Source organism: Variovorax sp. J2L1-78, from assembly GCF_030317205.1.
GTDB classification, from domain to species: Bacteria; Pseudomonadota; Gammaproteobacteria; order Burkholderiales; family Burkholderiaceae_C; genus Variovorax; species Variovorax arabinosiphilus.
The window spans coordinates 286,600-301,957 of the sequence record NZ_JASZYB010000002.1; the positions used below are offsets into that span (position 1 = coordinate 286,600).

Consider the following 15,358-nt stretch of genomic DNA (forward strand, 5'->3'; position numbering starts at 1 on the left):
ATGGACGCCCTGCTCACCCCTGCTCCCGCCGCCCCCGACCCTGCCGAACCGCTGGTCGACACACGCCCCACGCTGCGCGTGCAACGCCTGGGCATGGCGCACCCCGGCGACCTGTCCGAACTGGCGGCGCTGCTCGACGCCGGTGCGCTGCGGGCCGCCGACATCGTGGCCGTCATCGGCAAGACCGAGGGCAACGGCGGTGTCAACGACTTCACCCGCGGCTACTTCACGCAGACGCTGATGGCACTGCTGGCCGAGCGCACCGGCCGCCCGGCGGCGACGCTGCTGCGCGAGCTGCCCTGCATCCTCTCCGGCGGCACCGAGGGCGTGCTGAGCCCGCACTACGTGGTGTTCGCGCGCAGCGGCCGGCCCGATGCGTCAGGGCACGAGGCCACCGGCCCCGGTGCGCTCGGCATCGGCACTGCCGTGAGCGCGCCGCTGGCCGCGCAGCACGTGGGCCGCTGGGCGCATGTGCGCTCGGTGGCCGACGCGGTGCGCGCGGCCATGCGCGACGCCGGCATCGCGCGCACCGAAGACGTCGCCTTCGTGCAGGTCAAGTGCCCCTGCGTGACCGCCGCGCGCGCCCAGGCGGCCGCCGCGGCGGGCCACACGGTGCTGACGGCCGACGCCAACCGCTCGATGGCCACGGCCCGGGCGGCCGGCGCCTTCGGCGTCGCGATCGCGCTCGGTGAACTGCCCGACGATGCGGGGCTCGAAGCCGCGATGCTCAGCGACTTCAGCCGCTTCTCGGCGCGCGCCAGCGTGTCGTCCGGCGTCGAGGTGGAGGCCAACGAGGTGATCGTGCTGGGGCACAGCCCGCGGTGGCAAGGCGACCTGCGCATGGGCTGCGCGCCGATGCGCGACGCCCTCGACCTGGGCGCCGTGGCGCAGGCGCTGCGCCCGCTGGGGCTGACGGCCGAGCCGCAGTTGAGCGAGGCCGATGCGGCCCGCGTGGCCGCCGTTTTCGTCAAGTGCGAGCCCGACCGCCGTGGCCGCGTGCGCGGTGCGCGCCACACCATGCTCGACGACACCGACATCAACGCCCAGCGCCACATCCGCGGCGCGGTGGGCGGGCTGGTGGCCGGCGTGCTGGGCGACGGGCGCATCTTCGTGTCCGGCGGCGCGGAGCACCAGGGCCCCGACGGCGGCGGGCTGGTCGCCGTGATCGCGCGAGGCATGACATGACCGACCCCTGGCAGCTCGACATCGGCGCGCTGGCACAGGCCTATGCGGCCCGCACGCTCTCGCCGGTCGAGGCGCTGGGCAGCGTGCTGGCGCGGTTGGACGCGGTCAACCCGCGGATCAACGCGGTGATCGCGCGCGACGACAGCGCCGCCTTCGCCGCGGCGCGCGAGAGCGAACGCCGCTGGCTGCGTGGTGCGCCGCTGTCGGCGCTCGACGGCGTGCCGATCAGCGTGAAGGACAACATCCCCGTGGCCGGCATGCCCTGCCGCTGGGGCAGTGCGCTGTACCCGGCCCATGCGCAGCTGCGCGACGAGTCGCCGGCGCAGCGCCTGCGCGATGCCGGTGCGCTGCTGTTCGCCAAGACCAACGTGCCCGAGTTCACGCTGCAGGGCTACACCGACAACCTCGTGTTCGGCACGACGCGCAACCCGTGGAACACCGCGCTCACGCCCGGCGGTTCGAGCGGCGGCGCGGTCGCGGCCGTGGCGGCGGGCATCGGCCCGGCCGCGCTGGCCACCGACGGCGGCGGCTCGATCCGCCGGCCCGCCGCCTACACCGGCCTGGTCGGCCTGAAGCCCTCGTGGGGCATGGTGCCGCGGGCACACGGCCTGCCCGAGATGCTGCCGGGCCTGGAAGTGATCGGCCCCATCGCCCGCAGCACGGCCGACCTGGTGCGCGTGCTGCAGGTGATCGCGCCGACCCTGCGCCCCCTCGACCCGTTGGATCCGCTCTCTCTGCCCGCGCCGCAGCCGCTGCGCATCGCGCATTGGTCGCGCATCGCCGGCAGCCCGGTCGACCCGGTCATCGACCAGCGCATGGCCGCCGTCGCGGCCCAGTTGCGCGGCCTGGGCCACCACGTGACGGCAGCCAACGCCCCGGCCGCGGTGCATGTGTTCAACCGGCTCGCCTGGCCGGTGCTGAGCGCCACCGGCCTGGCCGCCGTGCTGCACGACAGCACGCCGAAGGACGATGCGCGCATGACGCCCGCCCTGGACGCGATGCTGGTCACCGGTCGCTCGCTGCGCGCGGTCGACCTGTTCAACGCGCAGGTCCACCAGCACGCGCTGCGCGACGCGATGGACCAGGTCTTCGAGGAGGTCGACCTGGTGCTCACGCCCGCCTGCGCCGCCATGCCCTGGCCCGCCGAACAGAGTCACCCGACCACCATCGCCGGCCAGCGCGTCGACCCGCGCGGCCACGCGGTGTTCACCGCCTTCGTCAACGGCGCCGGCCTGCCCGCGCTGGCGTTGCCGGCCGCACCGTCATCCGACGGCCTGCCCATCGGCTTCCAGCTGATCGGCCGGCACGGCAGCGACGCGCTGCTGTGTGCGCTGGGCCTCGCCTTCGAGCGGCAGCAGCCGCCGGCCCGCCGTTGGCCGCTCCCGTCCCTCTCCGAAAGTCAACCCGCATGAAGATCGTGATCATCGGCGCCGGCGTGGCCGGTGCCATCCTGGCGCGGCGGCTGGCCCTGCTGCCCGGCGTGGAACTGCACTGCCTCGAACGCGTGAGCCCCGAAGACCACTCGGAGGCGGGCACCGGCCTGAACGTCGGCCCCAACGCCATCAAGGCGCTGCGCCTGTGCGACCCGGCCCTGGCCGCCGAGGTCGAAGCCGCCAGCCTGCCCTGGCAACGCTGGCAGGTGTCGCTGACCGACGGCTCGGTGCTGTTCGACCTGCCGATCGCGCAGGTGGCCGACAACCCGGGCATCCGCATCCGCTGGTCGGAGCTGTACCGCGTGCTGCGCGCCGGGGCGGGCCCGGCGATCCGCTATGGCTGCGAGATCGACGCCATCGGCCCGAGCGCCAACGATTCGACGCGAACCACCGTGCGCTACACGCAGGGCGGCGTGCAGCACGCCATCGACGACATCGACCTGCTGGTGGGCACCGACGGCCGCTACTCGGCCACGCGCGCGGCCTTCTCGGGCCTGCCCGAACCGCGCCACGTGGGCGTGGCGATCGTGCGCACGCTGGTGCCCGACACCAGCGGCGGCCTCATCGACGACTACGGCCAGTGGTTCAACGGCGCGCACCGGCTGCTGGCCTTCCGCGTGCCACCGGCCCACGTGTACATCGCCGCCACCTTCCCGATCGAGCCCGGTGCGCCCATCGACGACGCCTGGAACACCGAGGCCGTGTTGCGCGCGGCCTACCAACCGGCGGGCGGGGCCTTCAGCGCGCAGGCGCAGTGGCTGATGGACGCGCTGTGCGCCAACCTCGCGCAGACGCACTGGGCGCGCATGCAGGAGTCGGACGTGCGCTTCGTCGAGCCGGTGCGCCAGGTGATGTACCTCGGCGACAGCGCGCACGGCATGGCGCCGACGCTGGGCCAGGGCGCCACGCAGTCGATGGAGGATGCCTGCGCGGCCGCGATGATCCTGGCGCGCGAGATCGGCGCCGGCCGCCTGTCGCCGCGCGACTGGCTCGCACAGGTCGAGGCCGCGCGGGGCGAGCGCATCCGCTTCGCGATGGCGCTGTCGATCGACGCGACCGACACCATGCTGGCCGGTGCCGACCCGGTCGAGGGCACGCGCTGGAAGACCGAGCCGGGCTTCCTCGACGACCTCTCGGCGCTGTTCCGCGACGTGTCGCTCGGCGCCTCGGTCGAGCCGATGAAGGTGAGCGCATGAGCGCCGCCCGGCCGCCCGAAGGCGCTCGCACCGCAGCCCGTAGGGCGGAGGTTTTCTTATGAGTACCGCCATCACCCACGGCCTGTTCCACCTCGCGATCAAGACCGCGAACCTCGACACCACGCGCGCCTTCTGGACCGGCGTGATCGGCCTGCGCGAGATCGCCCGCCCCGACTTCGGCTACCCCGGCGCCTGGCTCGCCTGCGGCCAGCCGGGCGGCCAAGCCATCATCCATGTGTACGCGGGCGGCCCCGCGTTGGGCGCTGCGGGCCAGGTGCCCAGCGGCACCGGCGCCATCGACCACGTGTCGCTCGCCTGCTCGGGCTACCACGCGTACGTCGCGCGCTTCCGTGCGGCGCAGCTCGACTGGCGCGAGTTCCTGGTGCCTGGCACCACGCTGTGGCAGCTCTTCGTCTACGACCCGAGCGGCGTGCAGCTCGAGCTCACCTTCGAAGGTGCGGTCGAGCCCGGCGCGCCGCCCGACATGTCGGCCCCCCGCGTGTACCGCGCGGGCCAGAGCTTCTTCGATCCGCTGTCCTACCCCACCCTTTCATCGCCTTTCCATCTTCCGGAGTAACCCACGATGTCGCGCCCCGCATTCCTTTCTGCTCCTCGGCACACCGGCCGCCTGATCGCCGGCGTGCTCGCCCTCGCCGCCGCCACGCTCTGCCTGCCGGCCGCCGCGGCCGACAAGATCAAGGTCGGCGTGTTCCCTTCGAGCGCGGCGCTGCCGTTCTACGTCGCCGTCAACCGCGGCTACTTCAAGGACGCCGACCTCGAAATCGAGGAAGTGCCCATGACCAGCCATCCGCTGACGGTGCAGGCGCTGGTGTCGAACGGCATCGACGCGGCCGTGAACCTGGTGACGCTCGAAGGCGCCAACATGGAAGCGCGCCGGCCCAACACGCTGAAGTACATCTCGCTGAACGGCCAGAATTCACAGCACGTGATCGAGCAGTTCGTCGTCAAGGCCGACAGCCCGGCCAAGTCGCTGAAGGACTTCAAGAACGGCTTCAAGCTGTTCTCGGCGCCCGGCCCCGCCAACATCGGCGCGGCGCGCGCGGTGCTCAAGAAGGTGGGCCTGGTCGAAGGCAAGGACTTCACCATCCAGGAGCAGCAGATCGGCGTCCATATCGGCGCGCTGCAGTTGGGCAACTTCGACGGCGGCTACACGCTGGAGCCGTCGGCCACGATCATGGTGGCGCAGAAAGTCGGCAAGCGCGTGGAGACCGGCGTGATCTCGACCTACCTCTTGGGCAACAAGAGCGCCTCGGCCTTCGCCGCCGGCGCCGTGATGTCGGGCAAGTTCATGGCCGACAAGCCCGACGTGGCCAAACGCTTCGCCGCGGCCTGGGCGCGCGGCGTGAAGGAAGCGCAGGCCGACAGCAGCGCGCGCGGCTACCTGGTGCAGGGCATGAAGGTGCCACCGGAGCTGGCCGCCACCGTGCCGCTGCCACGCATCGTGATGGTCAAGGACATGAGCGCCGCGGACGTGGGCGACTTCCAGAAGTTTCTCGACATCGGCACCGAACTGGGCGTGGTCAAGGAGAAGATCGACGGCAAGACGTTGGTCCGTTCGTTCTGATGCGCGTGATGGATTCGAACCTGCCCATCGGGGCCGCCTCGCCCGATGCCGCGGACAGCGAGAAGTCGCACCGCTGGTACCCGGAGGGCACGCACATCACCATCCGCGGCCTGACCAAGCGCTTCCAGGATGCGACCATCTACGACGACTTCGACCTCGACATCCCGAAGGGCAAGATCGTTTCGGTGTTCGGCCCCAACGGCTGCGGCAAGAGCACGCTGATCAACATGATCTCGGGCATCCTGCCGTACGACGCCGGGCAGATCCTGTTCGAGGGCAAGGAGGCACGCGACACGCGCATCGGCTACGTCTTCCAGAACTACCGCGAGGCGGTGTTCCCGTGGATGCGCGCCATCGACAACATCCGCTACCCGCTGCAGTACCTGGACATCGCCAAGGGCGAGCGGCAGGCGCGGCTCGACCGGCTGGTGGAAAGCTTCGAGGTGAAGTTCGACCTCAACCGCTACCCGTACCAGATGTCCGGCGGCCAGCAGCAGCTGGTGTCGATCATGCGGGCGCTGGTGGTCGACCCCGAGGTGCTGTTCCTCGACGAACCCTTTTCCGCGCTGGACTACGAGATGGTGATGTTCCTGCGCGAGCGCCTGCAGAAGGTGCTGACCGAGCGGCAGACCACCACCATGCTGGTCTCGCACGACCTCGACGAGGCCGTGCTGCTGGCCGACGAAGTGCTGCTCTTGACCAAGCGGCCCACGCGCGTGGCCGAGAACCTGCCCTTCGACGTGCCGCGCCCGCGCACCGCCGACACCACGCTCAGCCCCGCCTTCATCACGACCAAGACCCGCGCGCTGGAGATCTTCCAGCGCGAGGTGCGCAAGCCATGAGCGCGATCTCCGAACGCACCGCCGCCCGGCTGCGCCCGCTCGTCGGCATGGCGGTGCTGATCGCCCTGTGGGCCTTCGTGCATGCGACGCGCGCCATCGACCCGGTGCTGCTGCCGTCGCCGATGGAGGCGCTCGCCGCCTTCTGGAACGGCATCGCGCACGGCACGCTGTGGGGCGACTTCTACAAGACCATCGTGCGCACGCTCAGCTCCTTCGGGCTGGCGCTGGTGATCTCGGTGCCGCTGGGCATCGTGCTGGGCTCGAACGAAAAGATCTACCAGTCGATCGAGTTCGCCATCGACTTCTTCCGGTCGACGCCGGCCTCGGCGATGTTCCCTCTCTTCCTCGTGCTGTTCGGCGTGGGCGAAGCCACCAAGATCGCGGTGGCGGCCTTCGGCGCGGCGCTGGCGATCCTCTTCAACGTGGCCTATGGCGTGATGAGCGCCCGCAAGCAGCGCCAGCTCGCGGCCAAGGTGATGGGCGCGCCGCGCTGGCGGGTACTGACCGACGTGATCCTGCTGGAGTCGATGCCGCAGGTGTTCGTGGGCATGCGCTCGGGCGTGTCGATCGCGCTGGTGATCGTGATCGTGGCCGAGATGTTCATCGGCTCGACCGACGGGCTGGGCCAGCGCATCATGAACGCGCAGACCATCTTCGACATGCCCGACATGTACGCTTCGATCTTCGCGGCCGGCCTGCTCGGCTATGTGATGAACCTCGTGTTCCTGATGGCGGAGCGTCGCTTCGTGCATTGGGGTGGAAAGTAAGACCGTGACCGTTCCCCTCTCCGATATCAACCTTCCCGCCGTGCTCGAAGAAGTGACGGCCGCCTTCGCCGAGTACCAAGAGGCACTGGTCACCAACGACGTGGCCGTGCTCGACAAGCTCTTCTTCGACTCGCCGCATACGCTGCGCTACGGCGCGGGCGAGAACCTGTACGGCTACGACGCGATCCGCGCCTTCCGCCAGGCTCGCCCCGCGGTGAACCTCGAGCGCGAAGTGACCGTCACCGCCATCACGACCTATGGCCAGGACCTGGCCGTGACCAACATCGAGTTCAAGCGTGCCGGCAGCGACCGCATCGGCCGCCAGAGCCAGACCTGGGTGCGCCTGCCCGAGGGCTGGCGGGTGGTGTCGGCGCATGTCAGCCTGATGACTTGAGAACGTGTGAATGAACCTGCTGCGCGCCCCGATCTCGCCTCTGCGGTCCTCACCGCACGCGAGTGCGGCTCCGGTCCTCGACGCAAGCTCGGGGCGCTCGCGACGGTTCCTTCACACGTTCTGAGCGGGCGGCGCGTGCACGCGACGTTGACGACCATCAACGAACGGATGGGTGGCACACCGCACACTGTGGAGTGTCAACACTTCGAGGCGCGCGATGCAACAGCCCCTGGACAGCGATGTCCTCGTCATCGGTGCCGGCCCGGCCGGGCTGGCGCTGGCCATCTCACTGGGGCAGGCCGGCCTTTCGGTCATCGTGCTCGACTCGCAGGCGCGCCACGCCCTGTCGGCACCGAAGGACGACGGCCGCGAGATCGCGCTCACGCACGACAGCGTCGCGCTGCTGAAGCAGCTCGGCATCTGGCCACGGCTCGCCACGCACGAGATCGGCGTCATCCGCGAAGCGCAGGTGCACGACGGTGGCCACGCCCGTGCCCTGCTGGACTTCAACGCGCGCGGGGGGCGCGGCGGCGGCACCGATGCCGACGTGCTGGGATGGATCGTGCCCAACCACGCGCTGCGGCGTGCAAGCTTCGAGGTGGCGAGCGCCCTGCCGTCGCTGCGCATCGTCTGCGACGCGCAAGCCTCGCAGGTGCGCCCCTTGCCGACCCACGCCGAGGTCTTCTTCGACGCCCTGCCCTCGCCCACCGGCGAGTGCCTGCGCGCCCGGCTGCTGGTGGCGGCCGACAGCCGCTTCTCGGTCACGCGCCGCCAGCTGGGCATCGGTGCCGACCTGCACGACTTCGGCCGCACGATGGTGGTCTGCCGCATGCACCATGCGCAGCCGCACCGCGAGGTGGCGCACGAGTGCTTCGGCTACGAACGCACGCTGGCCGTGCTGCCGCTGCCGGGCGATGCGTCGTCGGTCGTGCTGACGGCCGATGCGGGCGCGGCGGCGCAACTGATGGCGCTGCCCGCGGACGCATTCACCGCACTGGTCCAACGCCAGTTCCACGACAGGCTCGGCCGCATGGCGATGGCCGGCGAGCGCCATGCCTATCCGCTGGTCGCGACCTATGCGCACCGCTTCCGGAGCATGCGCAGCGCGCTCGTCGGCGATGCCGCGGTGGGCATGCACCCGGTGACGGCGCACGGCTACAACCTCGGTCTGCAGGGCGTGGGCACGCTGGCCGGACTCGTGCTGCAGGCGCATCGCGCGGGCCAGGACATTGGTGCCGCCTCGTTGCTGGCCGCCTACGAAGCCACGCACCGCCGGCAGACCCGGCTGATCTACCACGGCACCAATGCGGTCGCGAAGCTCTATGCCGACAACCGCGCGCCGCTTCGGTTGCTGCGGCAACTGGTGCTCGAAGGCGCGCAACGCTTTCCCCCGCTCAAGGCCGCGATCACCCGGCAGCTGACGGGCCGCAGGCCCTTCGGTGACGCGGCCTTGGCGGCACCTACCAGTCCGTCCACTTAGCGGGGCTGGCCGCCGAGGCGACCGTGCGCTCGATGAACCGCACGCCGCGTGCGCCGTCTTCCACGCGCGGATAGTCCGCCGCGAGCGGGTCGGCCGGCACGCCATCGCGCCGCGCCCGGATGTCCGCCACCACGCCCGCGTAGACGTTGGCGAAAGCCTCGATGAAGCCCTCGGGATGGCCGCTGGGCAGTCGGCTGGCACGCCGTGCCGATTCATGCAGCCAGGGTGCGCCGCGCGTGAGGATGCGCTTGGACCCGTCGGCCGGGAAATGCACCAGCTCGCTCGGTTGCTCCTGCCGCCAGTCGAGCGTGCCCTGCGTCCCGGTCACGCGCAGGCGCAGGTCGTTCTCGAGGCCGGTGTTGATCTGCGACGCCACCAGCACGCCGCGCGCGCCGTTGGAAAAGCGCAGCAGCACGTTGGCGTCGTCGTCGAGCGCTCGGCCCGGCACCAGCACGCCGAGGTCGGCGCACAGGCGCTCGATGGCGAGGCCGGTGACGGTCGCGATCAGGTTCTCCGCATGCGTGCCGATGTCGCCGATGGCGCCGGCCGCCCCGCTCTTGGCGGGGTCGGTGCGCCAGCCGGCCTGCTTGTTGCCGCTGGCTTCCAGCGGCGCGGCGAGCCAGCCCTGGCTGTATTCGACGATGACCTTGCGCACCTCGCCGATCTCGCCGGCCCGCACCATCGCGCGTGCCTGCCGCACCATCGGATAACCGCTGTAGTTGTAGGTCACGCCGAAGACCGTGCCTTGCGCCGCCACCGCGGCGACCAGCGCATCGGCCTCGGCGCGCGTGTGCACCAGCGGCTTGTCGCACACGACGTGGAAGCCCGCCTCCACGAAGGCCTGCGCCACCGGGAAGTGCACATGGTTCGGCGTGACGATGGCGACGAAGTCGATGCGTTCGTGCGCCGGCCGCTTCAGCTCGTCGGCCAGCAGCGCCTGCCAGTCGCCATGGTTGCGGTCGTCGGCCAGGAACAGGTCGCGGCCCGAGGCGCGCGCCTTCTCCGCGCTCGACGACAGCGCGCCGGCCACCAGCTCGCACTGGCCGTCGAGCGCGATGGCATGGCGGTGCACGGCGCCGATGAAGGCGTCGCGGCCGCCGCCGACCATGGCGTAGCGCAGCTTGCGGGGAGCGTTGTCCGCAGTCACATCAGAACGGCGAGTTGGGGAAGTAGAAGTCTTTCGCGTTGTCCTTCGTGATCAGCACCGACGGGATGATCGTCGTGGCCGGCAGCTTCTCGCCCTTCAGGCGCGCTTCGGCGGTGAGCTTGATCGCGTCGTAGATGAACTTGGGCGAGTAGCTCACGTCGGCGTCGATCATCTTGTTCTTGCCGTCCATGATGGTCTTGACCATGCCCTTGGCGCCGGCGCCGCCGAACACGATCTTGATGTCGTCACGCTTGGCCTGCTCGATGGCCTTGAGCACACCCACCGCCATGTCGTCGTCGGCCGCCCAGATGGCGTCGATGCTCTTGAAGCGCGTGAGGTAGTCCTGCGTGACCTTGAAGGCGTCGTCGCGGTTCCAGTTGGCGTACTTGGCGTCGAGCAGCTTCACGTCGGGGTGGTTCTTGAGCACCGCGTTGAAGGCGTCCATGCGCTCGTTGTCGAGCGTGGTCGCGATGCCGCGCAGTGCCACCACGTTGCCCTTGCCGCCCAGCTTCTTCACGATGTACTCGGCCGGGATCTTGCCGAAAGCGGTGTTGTCGCCAGCGACATACGCGTCCTGCGCGCTGGTGTCGGTCAGGCCGCGGTCGACCACCGTCACGTAGGCGCCCTTGGCCTTCACCTGCGCCACGGGCTTGGTCAGCGCGGCCGATTCGAAGGGGAAGATCACGAGCGCATTGATCTTGGTGACGGTCGTGAAGTCCTGCAGCTGGTTGGCCTGCTCGGGCGCGCCGCTGGCGGTCTTGATCGTGATCTTCAGGTCCTTGTGTTCCTTCTCCAGGTCCTTCTTCGCCTGGTTGGCCCAGTAGTTGATGCCGCCCATGAAGCTGTGGGTCGCCGCAGGAATCGACACGCCGAGGTTGACCTTCTCGGCGGCGAGTGCGGGCAGGCTGGTCAGGGAAGCGGCTGCGATGGCCGTGAGCGCGATGCGGCGGGTGAAGCGTGTCATGAGGAATGTCTCCTTGTGGTTGGATGGAACGGAACGGAAAGCTCAGCGTCGGCCGCGTTGAAGGAACGCGACGATGATGATGACGAAGCCCTGCACCGCCGCATTCAGGTACACGCTGATGATGCTGGTGAGGTTCAGGATGTTGCTGATGACCGAGAGCAGGATCGCGCCGATCACCGTGCCGGTGATGCTGCCCGCGCCGCCCTTGAGCGCGGTGCCGCCGACGATCACGGCCGCGATCGCTTCCAGCTCCCACAGCAGGCCGGTGGTGGGCGACGCCGAGCCGAGGCGCGGCACGTACAGCAGCGTCGCGATGCCCACGCACACGCCGAGCAGCACGTAAGTGAGGATCTTCACGCGGTCCACATCGACGGCCGCATAGCGCGCCACCTGTTCGTTCGAGCCGATGGCCTGCACGTAGCGGCCGTAGGCGGTGCGATTGAGGATCACGCCGCCGATCACCGCGACGATGAAGAAGACCCACACCGGCACCGGGATGCCTGCGAGGCTCGCGTAGTAGACCGGCGCGTAGAGGTCCGACAGCTCGTTGTCGAGCGTGAGCGCGCCGCCGTCGGCGAAGTACGTGAGGTAGGCGCGGAAGATGCCCAGCGTGCCCAGCGTCACGATGAAGGGCTCGATGCGGCCCTTGGTGATGAGCAGGCCGTGCGCCAGCCCGAACATCGCGCCCAGCACCACCGCGAGCGTGGCGCCGAGCATCACCGCCATCAGCGGCGAGCCGGTGGCGGGCCCGGCCCAGTTGATGAACATGATCACGCTGCCGGCGATGAGCGCGGCCATCGAACCGACCGACAGGTCGATGCCGCCCGAGATGATCACGAAGCACATCCCCACCGCGATGATGCCGATGAAGGCCGTGCGCGTGAGCACGTTCATCGCGTTGTCGGCCGTGGCGAAGTCGCTGTTGAGCAGCGTGCCCGCGATGCACAGCAGCACCAGGCCGATGACCGGGCCGATGCCGTGCAGGCGCTCGGCCCAGCCGGGCTTGTTCTCGGCGCGGTGCGTGGCGGCCTCAGGCGTTGGCGTGGTCATGGGCGGTTCCTGTGGCATGGGCGATGAGTTGTTCTTCGGTCAGGTGCTCGGCGTCGAGCGTGGTCACCAGCCGGCCGGCGCGCATCACCGCGACGCGGTGGCACAGGCCGATCAGTTCCATGAGCTCCGACGAGACGACGATCACGGCAAGCCCTTCGCGGGCGAGTCGCTGGATCAGGAAATAGATGTCGCGCTTGGCACCGATGTCGACGCCGCGCGTGGGCTCGTCGAGCACCACCACCTTCGGTTGCGGCTGCAGCACCTTGGCGAGTGCGAGCTTCTGCTGGTTGCCACCCGACAGCGACGAGGCGCGTGCGTCGAGGTTGCCGGTGCGGATGCCGTAGTCCTTCACCGCCTCGGTCAGCGCGGCGCGCTCGGCGTCGGGCTTGAGCCACGGCGTGGCGTAGCGTTCGAGCGCCATCAGCGTGAGGTTCTGGCGCAAGCCGAGGTGCACGTGCAGCCCCTTGCCCTTGCGGTCTTCGCTCAGATAAGAGAAGCCGTGCTTCGCAGCATCGCGCGGGCTGCGCCAGCCCCTGCCGCCGGGCACCGCGCGGCCGAGCATCTCGACCTGGCCGCTGGCGGGACGCAAGCCCATCAGGCCTTCGAACAACTCGGTGCGGCCCGCGCCGACGAGGCCGGCGAAGCCCAGGATCTCGCCCGGCCGCACCTCGAAGCTCGCGCCCTGCGCCCAGCCGGGCACGTTGAAGTCGTGCACCTTCATGGCGGGTGCGGCGGCGCGCACGACGATGTCGCGCGGCGGGTAGAGGTCGGTCAGCTCGCGGCCGACCATCCGGTTCGCCATCTCGTGGCGGGTGATCTCGGCCGTGGGCGAGCGCATGACGAAGCGGCCGTCGCGCATCACGATCACGTCGTCGGTCACGCGCTCGACTTCGTCGAGCTTGTGCGAGATGTAGACGATGGTCACGCCTTCGGCACGCAGCTGGGCGATCAGACCGAACAGGCGTTCGGTTTCGCCCGGCGTGAGCGTGGCGGTGGGCTCGTCCATGATCAGCAGGCGAGCGCGGCGCGCGATGGCCTTGGCGATCTCGACCAGCTGCTTTTCCGCGACGATGAGCCGGCGGACGCGGGTAGCAGGATCGATGGCCAGGCCGACCTGCGCCAGGGCGGCGGCGGCCTCGCGTTCCATGGCCGCGTCGTCGAGCAGCCAGCCCTTCTTCTTCTCGTGGCCGAGGAAGATGTTCTGCGCCACGCTCAGGTCTTCGGCGAGGTTGAACTCCTGGTGGATCAGCACGATGCCCAGCGCCTCGGCGTCGCGCGAACTGGCGAACTGCTGCGGCGCGCCGTCGATGCGCAGCGTGCCGCCGCTCGGCCGCTCGTAGCCCGCGAGGATCTTCATCAGCGTGGACTTGCCCGCGCCGTTCTCGCCGAGCAGGCCGTAGACCCGACCAGGTTCCAGCGAGAAGCTCACGCCGTGCAGCACCTGCACCGGGCCGAAGGCCTTCTCGATGGCGTCGAAGTCGACGGCCAGTCCCTTCATGGCGCGATCCCTTTCACCTTCAGCGTTTCCTGCATCGCCAGCACGCCCGCGCCGATGAGGCCGGCCTGCGCGCCCAGCGGCGTGTACTGGATCTCGAGGTGCCGCGTCGACAGCGCCAGCGAGCGCTGGTACACGCTCTGGCGCACCGCCGCGAGGAACAGCGGCCCGATGTGCGTGATGCCCCCGCCGATGAACACATGCGACGGGTTGAAGAAGTTGACCACCGACGCCAGCATCTGGCCCAGCAGGTTGCCGGCGCGCTGGATGATGGCGTTGGCCGCGGCGTCGCCCGCGCGGCCGGCATGCGCCACGTCGAGCGCGTCGAGCCGGCCCTGCGTGCGCAGACGCTCGGCGAGCATCGCGCTGTCGCCCGCCTCCGCCGCCTCGACCGCCATGCGCGCAATGGCGGGCCCGGCCGCCATCACCTCCACGCAGCCGACGTTGCCGCAGTGGCAGCGCGGGCCTTCCTGGTCGACGCAGATGTGGCCCACGTCGCCGGCCGAACCGGCCGCGCCACGGTACACCTCGCCATGGCAGACGATGCCGCAGCCGATGCCGGTGCCGACCTTGATGACGAGGAAGTTGCTCAAGGTGCGCTTGAGGCGCCAGAGCTCGCCCAGCGCCATCAGGTTGACGTCGTTGTCGACGAAAACGGGCGCCGCATAGTCTTCGCGCAGCGCCTCGCGGATCGAGAAGCCGTCCCAGGCCGGCATCAGCGGCGGGTTCACGAGCTGGCCGATCTGGAAGTTCACCGGCCCAGGCACGCCGATGCCGATGCCCATCACCTTCGACGCGTCGAGCCCGCACTGCGCCAGCAGCTCACGCATCAGCACCCGCACCCGCGCCAGCACGACGCCGGGCCCCTGGAGCACGTCGGCCGCTTCGGCGCATTGGGCGAGCGGCCGCAGGTCGGGGCCGAGCACGGCGAGGTCGAGGCTGGTGGCGCCGATGTCGATGCCCACCAACACGCCGAGCGTGCCATTGAGTTGCAGGTGCTCGGCGCGGCGGCCGCCCGAGGAGCGCTGCAAACCGGCTTCGGCCAGCAGGCCCTGGTCGACCAGGCCGGCGATCAGCGCGTTGGCCTTGCTCTTGGAGAAGCCGAGCTGCTCGGCCATGCCATGGCGCGAGCCGCCCGCCGACCAAAAGGTCGTCTCGAGCAGCTGCATCTCGTCGGCCGTCAGGCCGCGCCAGCGTTCCATGGGTTTGTCTCCGTCTCTCGCGCCGGCATCGGATGGCCGAGGCGGAAGCCGGATACTAGAGAGCCCGCTTCAGCCGGACAAGGCTGAACTTCGACCATTTACAGGCCAAACTTCGTTTGCATTTCTTCGGCTTCGACCGCGCCAATGAAAAAGCCGCCCGGAGGCGGCTTCGTCGCAGACGGCGAACCGTCTTACTTCTTCTGGCGGTACTTGCGCAGCGCAGCGATCTGCGCGGCCATCACGGCCAGTTCCGACTGTGCCATCGCGATGTCGATGTCGCTCTTGGCGTTCTTCAGCGCTTCCTCGGCCGCGGCCTTGGCGGCGTTGGCCTTCTCGTCGTCGAGGTCCTTGCCGCGGATCGCGGTGTCGGACAGCACGGTGACGGTGTTCGGCTGCACTTCCAGAATGCCACCGGCCACGAAGACGAATTCCTCGCCGCCGTCGGCCGTCTCGATGCGCACGGCACCGGGGCGGATGCGCGTGATCAGCGGGGTGTGGCGCGGGTAGATGCCGAGCTCGCCGGCTTCACCGGGCAGCGCGACGAACTTGGCCTCGCCCGAGAAGATCGACTCTTCCGCGCTGACCACGTCGACGTGAATGGTGTTTGCCATGTGCTTT

The 15,358-nt window shown here is 69.9% G+C and carries 15 protein-coding genes; 9 read left to right on the forward strand and 6 right to left on the reverse strand.

All coding sequences use genetic code 11. The features are described from left to right. From atzD to ubiM, 9 genes are all read left to right on the forward strand, one after another. Complete coding sequence (gene atzD, locus QTH86_RS15205) at nucleotides 1-1,185, forward strand: cyanuric acid amidohydrolase (protein ID WP_286647048.1); 1,185 nt, start codon at nucleotides 1-3, stop codon at nucleotides 1,183-1,185. Next, on the forward strand, nucleotides 1,182-2,597 hold the full coding sequence (locus QTH86_RS15210; RefSeq protein WP_286647049.1) for an amidase: 1,416 nt from the start codon (nucleotides 1,182-1,184) through the stop codon (nucleotides 2,595-2,597). Before atzD ends, QTH86_RS15210 begins: the two co-directional genes overlap by 4 nt. Then, a complete protein-coding gene (locus tag QTH86_RS15215; RefSeq protein WP_286647050.1) occupies nucleotides 2,594-3,814 on the forward strand; it encodes an FAD-dependent oxidoreductase in 1,221 nt (406 codons plus the stop codon). Before QTH86_RS15210 ends, QTH86_RS15215 begins: the two co-directional genes overlap by 4 nt. Nucleotides 3,815-3,872: 58 nt before the next feature. Further along, a complete protein-coding gene (locus tag QTH86_RS15220) occupies nucleotides 3,873-4,391 on the forward strand; it encodes a VOC family protein (protein WP_286647051.1) in 519 nt (172 codons plus the stop codon). A gap of 6 nt (nucleotides 4,392-4,397) precedes the next feature. Next, complete coding sequence (locus QTH86_RS15225) at nucleotides 4,398-5,399, forward strand: ABC transporter substrate-binding protein (protein ID WP_286647052.1); 1,002 nt, start codon at nucleotides 4,398-4,400, stop codon at nucleotides 5,397-5,399. Further along, nucleotides 5,399-6,241 carry an ABC transporter ATP-binding protein gene (locus QTH86_RS15230; RefSeq protein WP_444813839.1) on the forward strand — a complete coding sequence of 281 codons (843 nt, stop codon included), beginning with the start codon at nucleotides 5,399-5,401 and terminating at the stop codon, nucleotides 6,239-6,241. Before QTH86_RS15225 ends, QTH86_RS15230 begins: the two co-directional genes overlap by 1 nt. Then, complete coding sequence (locus QTH86_RS15235) at nucleotides 6,238-7,008, forward strand: ABC transporter permease (protein WP_286647054.1); 771 nt, start codon at nucleotides 6,238-6,240, stop codon at nucleotides 7,006-7,008. The genes QTH86_RS15230 and QTH86_RS15235 overlap by 4 nt, the downstream gene beginning before the upstream one ends. A gap of 4 nt (nucleotides 7,009-7,012) precedes the next feature. Then, nucleotides 7,013-7,402, forward strand: a complete 390-nt coding sequence (gene hpxZ / locus QTH86_RS15240) for an oxalurate catabolism protein HpxZ (protein ID WP_286647055.1) — start codon at nucleotides 7,013-7,015, stop codon at nucleotides 7,400-7,402. Between the two features lie 217 nt (nucleotides 7,403-7,619). After that, entirely contained in the window at nucleotides 7,620-8,882 is a 1,263-nt protein-coding gene (ubiM, locus tag QTH86_RS15245; protein WP_286647056.1) for a 5-demethoxyubiquinol-8 5-hydroxylase UbiM, read from the forward strand. On the opposite strand, the gene QTH86_RS15250 is transcribed toward ubiM, so the two are convergent. The 6 genes from QTH86_RS15250 to QTH86_RS15275 form a co-directional block, all read right to left on the reverse strand. Beyond that, nucleotides 8,863-9,990 (reverse strand): Gfo/Idh/MocA family protein, encoded by a 1,128-nt coding sequence (locus QTH86_RS15250; RefSeq protein WP_286647672.1) that lies wholly within the window; start codon nucleotides 9,988-9,990, stop codon nucleotides 8,863-8,865. The two genes, ubiM and QTH86_RS15250, sit on opposite strands and share 20 nt — an antisense overlap. A 40-nt stretch (nucleotides 9,991-10,030) precedes the next feature. Next, nucleotides 10,031-10,993, reverse strand: coding sequence for a substrate-binding domain-containing protein (locus tag QTH86_RS15255; protein ID WP_286647057.1), 963 nt, complete (start codon nucleotides 10,991-10,993; stop codon nucleotides 10,031-10,033). A gap of 42 nt (nucleotides 10,994-11,035) precedes the next feature. Beyond that, nucleotides 11,036-12,043, reverse strand: coding sequence for an ABC transporter permease (locus QTH86_RS15260; protein WP_286647058.1), 1,008 nt, complete (start codon nucleotides 12,041-12,043; stop codon nucleotides 11,036-11,038). Further along, complete coding sequence (locus tag QTH86_RS15265) at nucleotides 12,024-13,541, reverse strand: sugar ABC transporter ATP-binding protein (RefSeq protein WP_286647059.1); 1,518 nt, start codon at nucleotides 13,539-13,541, stop codon at nucleotides 12,024-12,026. Before QTH86_RS15265 ends, QTH86_RS15260 begins: the two co-directional genes overlap by 20 nt. After that, the gene (locus tag QTH86_RS15270; RefSeq protein ID WP_286647673.1) at nucleotides 13,538-14,707 is read right to left on the reverse strand and encodes an ROK family protein; all 1,170 of its coding nucleotides are present in this window, start codon (nucleotides 14,705-14,707) and stop codon (nucleotides 13,538-13,540) included. Before QTH86_RS15270 ends, QTH86_RS15265 begins: the two co-directional genes overlap by 4 nt. A gap of 224 nt (nucleotides 14,708-14,931) precedes the next feature. After that, nucleotides 14,932-15,351 (reverse strand): F0F1 ATP synthase subunit epsilon, encoded by a 420-nt coding sequence (locus tag QTH86_RS15275; RefSeq protein ID WP_286647060.1) that lies wholly within the window; start codon nucleotides 15,349-15,351, stop codon nucleotides 14,932-14,934. Nucleotides 15,352-15,358 lie beyond the last annotated feature (7 nt).

Excerpts from the sequence above, each read along its gene's own strand:
- atzD (WP_286647048.1), top strand. The coding sequence starts at position 1 with ATGGACGCCCTGCTCACCCCTGCTCCCGCCGCCCCCGACCCTGCCGAA.
- QTH86_RS15210 (WP_286647049.1), top strand. The coding sequence starts at position 1,182 with ATGACCGACCCCTGGCAGCTCGACATCGGCGCGCTGGCACAGGCCTAT.
- QTH86_RS15215 (WP_286647050.1), top strand. The coding sequence starts at position 2,594 with ATGAAGATCGTGATCATCGGCGCCGGCGTGGCCGGTGCCATCCTGGCG.
- QTH86_RS15220 (WP_286647051.1), top strand. The coding sequence starts at position 3,873 with ATGAGTACCGCCATCACCCACGGCCTGTTCCACCTCGCGATCAAGACC.
- QTH86_RS15225 (WP_286647052.1), top strand. The coding sequence starts at position 4,398 with ATGTCGCGCCCCGCATTCCTTTCTGCTCCTCGGCACACCGGCCGCCTG.
- QTH86_RS15230 (WP_444813839.1), top strand. The coding sequence starts at position 5,399 with ATGCGCGTGATGGATTCGAACCTGCCCATCGGGGCCGCCTCGCCCGAT.
- QTH86_RS15235 (WP_286647054.1), top strand. The coding sequence starts at position 6,238 with ATGAGCGCGATCTCCGAACGCACCGCCGCCCGGCTGCGCCCGCTCGTC.
- ubiM (WP_286647056.1), top strand. The coding sequence starts at position 7,620 with ATGCAACAGCCCCTGGACAGCGATGTCCTCGTCATCGGTGCCGGCCCG.
- QTH86_RS15250 (WP_286647672.1), bottom strand. The coding sequence starts at position 9,990 with ATGGTCGGCGGCGGCCGCGACGCCTTCATCGGCGCCGTGCACCGCCAT.
- QTH86_RS15255 (WP_286647057.1), bottom strand. The coding sequence starts at position 10,993 with ATGACACGCTTCACCCGCCGCATCGCGCTCACGGCCATCGCAGCCGCT.
- QTH86_RS15260 (WP_286647058.1), bottom strand. The coding sequence starts at position 12,043 with ATGACCACGCCAACGCCTGAGGCCGCCACGCACCGCGCCGAGAACAAG.
- QTH86_RS15265 (WP_286647059.1), bottom strand. The coding sequence starts at position 13,541 with ATGAAGGGACTGGCCGTCGACTTCGACGCCATCGAGAAGGCCTTCGGC.
- QTH86_RS15270 (WP_286647673.1), bottom strand. The coding sequence starts at position 14,707 with ATGCAGCTGCTCGAGACGACCTTTTGGTCGGCGGGCGGCTCGCGCCAT.
- QTH86_RS15275 (WP_286647060.1), bottom strand. The coding sequence starts at position 15,351 with ATGGCAAACACCATTCACGTCGACGTGGTCAGCGCGGAAGAGTCGATC.